We start from the raw sequence: 6,123 nt of genomic DNA, 5'->3' as shown, positions 1-6,123 counted from the left end.
TCCAGGGTTATGACGATGCACTGCTGGCGGCGATGAATGCCGAAGAGCAGCGTCAGGAAGATCACATCGAACTGATCGCCTCGGAGAACTACACCAGCAAGCGCGTGATGCAGGCCCAGGGCAGCGGCCTGACCAACAAGTACGCCGAAGGCTATCCGGGCAAGCGTTACTACGGCGGTTGTGAGCACGTGGACAAGGTCGAACAACTGGCGATTGACCGTGCCAAGCAACTGTTCGGTGCCGACTACGCCAACGTTCAGCCGCACTCCGGCAGCCAGGCCAACGCGGCGGTGTTCCTCGCTCTGCTGCAGGCCGGTGACACGGTGCTGGGCATGAGCCTGGCCCACGGCGGCCACCTGACCCACGGCGCCAAGGTCAGTTTCTCCGGCAAGCTCTACAACGCGGTGCAATACGGCATCGATACCACCACCGGCCTGATCGACTACGACGAAGTCGAGCGCCTGGCGTTGGAGCACAAGCCGAAAATGATCATCGCTGGTTTTTCGGCCTACTCGAAAACCCTCGATTTCCCACGCTTCCGTCAGATCGCTGACAAAGTGGGCGCTTACCTGTTCGTCGACATGGCGCACGTGGCCGGTCTGGTCGCGGCCGGGCTGTACCCGAACCCGCTGCCGTACGCCGACGTGGTCACCACCACCACCCACAAGACCCTGCGCGGCCCACGGGGCGGCCTGATTCTGGCCAAGGCCAACGAAGAGCTGGAGAAGAAACTCAACGCGGCGGTGTTCCCCGGCGGCCAGGGCGGGCCCCTGATGCACGTCATCGCGGCCAAGGCCGTGTGCTTCAAGGAAGCCCTGGAACCCAGCTTCAAGGCGTATCAGCAGCAAGTGATCGACAACGCCCAGGCCATGGCTGGCGTGTTCATCGCCCGCGGCTACGATGTAGTGTCCGGCGGCACCGATAACCACCTGTTCCTGGTCAGCCTGATCCGTCAGGGCCTGACCGGCAAAGAGGCCGATGCTGCCCTGGGTCGTGCCCATATCACGGTGAACAAGAACGCCGTACCGAATGACCCACAGTCGCCGTTCGTCACGTCCGGCCTTCGCATTGGCACCCCGGCGGTGACCACGCGCGGCTTCAAGGTCAGCCAGTGCACCGAACTGGCCGGCTGGATCTGCGACATTCTCGACAACCTTGGCGATGCCGATGTCGAGGCCGATGTGGCGAAAAACGTGTCGGCACTGTGTGCAGACTTTCCGGTTTACCGCTGAGTGGTTGAGGAGTAACTGACTATGCAACGCTACTCGGGCTTCGGCCTTTTCAAGCACTCGCTGAGCCACCATGAAAACTGGCAGCGCATGTGGCGCACGCCGGCCCCGAAAAAGGTCTACGACGTGGTGATCGTCGGCGGCGGCGGGCATGGCCTGGCCACGGCCTACTACCTGGCCAAAGAACACGGCATCACCAACGTTGCGGTGGTCGAGAAGGGCTGGTTGGGCGGCGGCAACACCGCCCGTAACACCACCATCGTGCGTTCCAACTACCTGTGGGACGAGTCGGCGCACCTCTACGAACACGCCATGAAACTCTGGGAAGGCCTGTCGCAAGACATCAACTACAACGTGATGTTCTCCCAGCGCGGCGTCTACAACCTGTGCCACACCCTGCAGGACATGCGCGATTCGGAGCGTCGGGTCAGTGCCAACCGGCTCAACGGTGTGGACGGCGAACTGCTCAACGCCCAGCAAGTGGCCGACGAGATTCCGTACCTGGACTGCTCGAAGAACACCCGCTACCCGATCATCGGTGCCACCGTGCAGCGCCGCGGCGGGGTTGCCCGTCACGACGCTGTGGCCTGGGGCTTTGCCCGCGCCGCCGATGCCTTGGGCGTGGACCTGATTCAGCAAACCGAAGTCACCGGTTTCCGTAAGGAAAATGGCGTGGTCATCGGGGTTGAAACCAGCAAGGGCTTCATTGGCGCCAAGCGGGTCGGCGTGGTCACCGCCGGCAACTCCGGGCACATGGCCAAGCTCGCCGGCTTCCGCCTGCCGCTGGAGTCGCACCCGCTGCAAGCACTGGTGTCCGAGCCGATCAAACCGATCATCGACAGTGTGATCATGTCCAACGCCGTGCACGGCTACATCAGCCAGTCGGACAAGGGCGACCTGGTGATCGGTGCCGGTATCGACGGTTGGGTTGGCTACGGCCAGCGCGGCTCGTACCCGGTGATCGAACACACCCTGCAGGCCATCGTCGAGATGTTCCCGATCCTGTCCCGTGTGCGCATGAACCGGCAGTGGGGCGGCATCGTCGATACCTCGCCGGATGCCTGCCCGATCATTTCCAAGACCCCGGTCAAGAACCTGTTCTTCAACTGCGGTTGGGGCACCGGTGGCTTCAAGGCCACTCCGGGTTCAGGCAACGTCTTTGCCGCCAGCCTGGCCAAGGGTGAAATGCACCCGCTGGCTGCGCCTTTTTCCATCGACCGTTTCTACAACGGCGCACTGATCGACGAACACGGCGCTGCCGCTGTCGCCCACTAACAGGAGAACCTGACCATGTTGCACATCTTCTGTCCCCACTGTGGCGAGCTGCGCTCCGAAGAGGAATTCCACGCCGCTGGCCAGGCGCACATCCCGCGCCCGCTCGACCCGGATGCCTGCTCCGATGAGGAATGGGGCACCTACATGTTCTTCCGCGACAACCCACGCGGCCTGCACCACGAACTGTGGATTCACGCCGCCGGTTGCCGTCAGTACTTCAATGCCACCCGTGACACGGTGACCTACGAAATTCTGGAAACCTATCCAATTGGCGCCAAGCCACAAGTGACCGGCAAAAACACCAGCCCGCAGTTGGCAGTCAGTGGTCAGGGAGAAAAGGTATGAGCCAGGTCAATCGCCTGTCCAACGGCGGTCGTATCGACCGCAGCAAAGTCTTGAACTTCACCTTCAACGGCCAGAGCTATCAGGGCTATGCCGGTGACACCCTGGCGGCCGCGTTGCTGGCCAACGGCGTGGACATCGTCGGGCGCAGCTTCAAGTACTCGCGCCCTCGCGGGATCATCGCCGCCGGTGCCGAAGAGCCGAACGCGATCCTGCAGATCGGCGCCACCGAAGCCACCCAGGTGCCGAACGTGCGCGCTACCCAGCAGGCACTGTATGCCGGCCTGGTGGCCACCAGCACCAATGGCTGGCCGAGCGTGAACAACGACGTGATGGGGATCCTGGGCAAGGTCGGCGGCAAGCTGATGCCACCGGGCTTCTACTACAAGACCTTCATGTACCCGCAGTCGTTCTGGATGACCTACGAGAAGTACATCCGCAAAGCGGCTGGCCTGGGCCGTTCGCCGCTGGAAAACGACCCGGACACCTACGATTACATGAACCAGCACTGTGACGTGCTGGTGGTTGGCGGCGGCCCGGCTGGCCTGGCAGCGGCCTTGGCGGCTGGCCGCAGTGGCGCCCGGGTGATCCTTGCCGATGAGCAGGAAGAGTTTGGCGGCAGCCTGCTCGACACCCGCGAAAGCCTCGACGGCAAGCCTGCCGCGGAGTGGGTGGCGGCCGCCGTGGCCGAACTCAAGGGCATGCGCGAAGTGACCTTGCTGCCACGGGCCACTGTGAACGGTTACCACGACCACAACTTCCTGACCATCCACGAGCGCCTGACCGACCACCTGGGCGATCGCGCACCACTGGGGCAGGTGCGTCAGCGTATCCATCGCGTGCGTGCACGGCAGGTGGTGCTGGCCACAGGCGCCCACGAGCGCCCGCTGGTGTATGGCAACAACGACGTGCCAGCTACAGCCCGGTGGTTCACCTGGCTTCGCACCTGGGTGGCAAGCCGGTCTGGCGTGAAGACATCCTCGGCTTCGTGCCGGGCGATGCCCCGCAGAGACGCGTCTGCGTCGGCGGCGTGAACGGTGTCTACAGCCTCGGCGATACCCTGGCCGACGGTTTTGAAGGCGGCGTACGGGCTGCAACCGAAGCCGGTTTCAAGTCGGTCACCGGGGTACTGCCCAAGGTGCTGGCACGCCATGAAGAAGCCACTGTGGCGCTGTTCCAGGTGCCGCATGACAAACCCACGGCACGGGCACCGAAGCAGTTCGTCGACCAACAGAACGACGTGACGGCTGCGGCTATCGAGCTGGCCACCCGCGAAGGTTTTGAGTCGGTCGAGCACGTTAAACGCTATACCGCGCTGGGCTTTGGTACCGACCAGGGCAAGCTCGGCAACATCAACGGCCTGGCCATCGCCGCCCGTTCGCTGGGTATTGGTGTGGCGCAAATGGGCACCACCATGTTCCGCCCGAACTACACGCCGATCACCTTCGGTGCAGTGGCGGGCCGGCATTGCGGTCACCTGTTCGAGCCGGTGCGTTTCACCGCGCTGCATGCCTGGCACGTGAAAAACGGTGCCGAGTTTGAAGACGTCGGCCAGTGGAAACGGCCGTGGTACTTCCCGCGCAAAGGCGAAGATATCCATGCCGCCGTTGCCCGTGAGTGCAAGGCGGTGCGTGACAGCGTCGGCCTGCTTGATGCCTCGACCCTGGGCAAGATCGATATCCAGGGCCCGGATGCCCGTGAGTTCCTCAACCGCATCTACACCAACGCCTGGACCAAGCTGGACGTGGGCAAGGCCCGTTACGGCCTGATGTGCAAAGAAGACGGCATGGTCTTCGACGACGGTGTCACGGCGTGCCTGGGTGAGAACCACTTTGTCATGACCACCACCACCGGCGGCGCGGCACGGGTACTGCAGTGGCTGGAGATCTATCAGCAAACCGAATGGCCAGACCTGAAGGTGTACTTCACCTCGGTCACCGACCACTGGGCGACCCTGACCCTGTCCGGGCCGAACAGCCGCAAACTGCTGTCGCAGGTCACCGATATCGACCTGGACAAAGACGCCTTCCCGTTCATGAGCTGGAAGGAAGGCAAGGTGGGCGGGGTGCCGGCGCGGGTCTTCCGGATCTCCTTTACCGGTGAGCTGTCGTACGAAATCAACATCCAGGCCAACTACGCCATGGGCGTGCTGGAGCAGATCGTCGAAGCGGGCAAGTCCTACAACCTGACCCCGTACGGCACCGAAACCATGCACGTACTGCGGGCCGAGAAGGGCTTCATCATTGTCGGCCAGGACACTGACGGCTCGATGACCCCGGACGACCTGAACATGGGCTGGTGCGTCGGGCGGACCAAGCCGTTCTCCTGGATCGGCCGTCGCGGCATGAACCGTGCGGACTGCGTACGGGAAAACCGTAAACAGCTGGTCGGCCTCAAGCCGGTCAATCCGACCCAGTGGCTGCCTGAGGGTGCGCAACTGGTGTTCGATCCGAAGCAACCGATCCCGATGGACATGGTCGGTCACGTGACCTCCAGCTACGCCGCCAACTCGCTGGGCTATTCGTTCGCGATGGGTGTGGTCAAGGGTGGCCTCAAGCGCATGGGCGAGCGCGTGTTCTCGCCGCAGGCCGATGGCAGCGTGATCGAAGCGGAGATCTGTTCAGCGGTGTTCTTCGACCCGCAAGGCGAACGGCAGAACGTTTAAGGATTGACGCGCACGTGTGGCGCCGGCGCGGCCGGCCCCACACGGATCGCCCTACAGCATTTGATATTTCAGGCAGGTTTGAAATGAGCGCAATCAACGTTTACCAGCAACACCCAGGCAACGCCGCCAAGGCGGAATCGCCGCTGGCCCACGCCGACTTGCCGAGCCTGGTTGGCAAGGGGCGCAAGAACGCCGGTGTCACCCTGCGCGAGAAGAAGTTGCTGGGCCACCTGACTATTCGTGGCAACGGCCACGACCCGGCCTTCGCCGGTGGTGTGTTCAAGGCCATCGGCCTTGAGTTGCCCGTGGCCCTGACCGTGGTCGCCAACGGCGACATGTCGCTGCAGTGGCTCGGCCCGGATGAGTGGCTGTTGATCGTCCCCGGTGGCCAGGAGTTCGCCGTCGAGCAGAAACTGCGCGACGCCCTCAAGGACCAGCACATTCAGGTGGTCAACGTCAGCGGTGGCCAGACCCTGCTGGAACTGAGCGGCCCGAACGTGCGCGAAGTGCTGATGAAGTCCACCAGCTACGACGTGCACCCGAACAATTTTCCGGTCGGCAAAGCGGTTAGTACGGTGTTCGCCAAGTCGCAACTGGTCATCCGTCGCAGCA

The 6,123-nt window shown here is 63.2% G+C and carries 4 protein-coding genes and 1 pseudogene; all 5 read left to right on the top strand.

Annotated elements, in window-relative coordinates:
- The coding region (gene glyA / locus EKA13_RS25275; RefSeq protein WP_065761822.1) for a serine hydroxymethyltransferase at positions 1–1,232 on the top strand (1,232 nt) is incomplete at its 5' end.
- Between the two features lie 21 nt (positions 1,233–1,253).
- Entirely contained in the window at positions 1,254–2,504 is a 1,251-nt protein-coding gene (locus EKA13_RS25270) for a sarcosine oxidase subunit beta family protein (protein ID WP_065761821.1), read from the top strand.
- Between the two features lie 15 nt (positions 2,505–2,519).
- Positions 2,520–2,849: a sarcosine oxidase subunit delta gene (locus EKA13_RS25265; protein WP_065761820.1), complete on the top strand. Its 330-nt coding sequence runs from the start codon at positions 2,520–2,522 to the stop codon at positions 2,847–2,849.
- A pseudogene (locus EKA13_RS25260) lies at positions 2,846–5,511 on the top strand (2Fe-2S iron-sulfur cluster-binding protein). The gene EKA13_RS25265 and the pseudogene EKA13_RS25260 overlap by 4 nt, the downstream one beginning before the upstream one ends.
- Positions 5,512–5,594: 83 nt before the next feature.
- Positions 5,595–6,123 (top strand): sarcosine oxidase subunit gamma (locus EKA13_RS25255; protein WP_065761823.1); only part of this gene is annotated, 529 nt, incomplete at its 3' end.

This window comes from Pseudomonas defluvii (assembly GCF_001695625.1).
Taxonomy (GTDB): Bacteria; Pseudomonadota; Gammaproteobacteria; order Pseudomonadales; family Pseudomonadaceae; genus Aquipseudomonas; species Aquipseudomonas defluvii.
The sequence above is the reverse complement of the archived record's forward strand: the minus strand, read 5'-3'. Positions and strand labels throughout refer to the sequence as shown.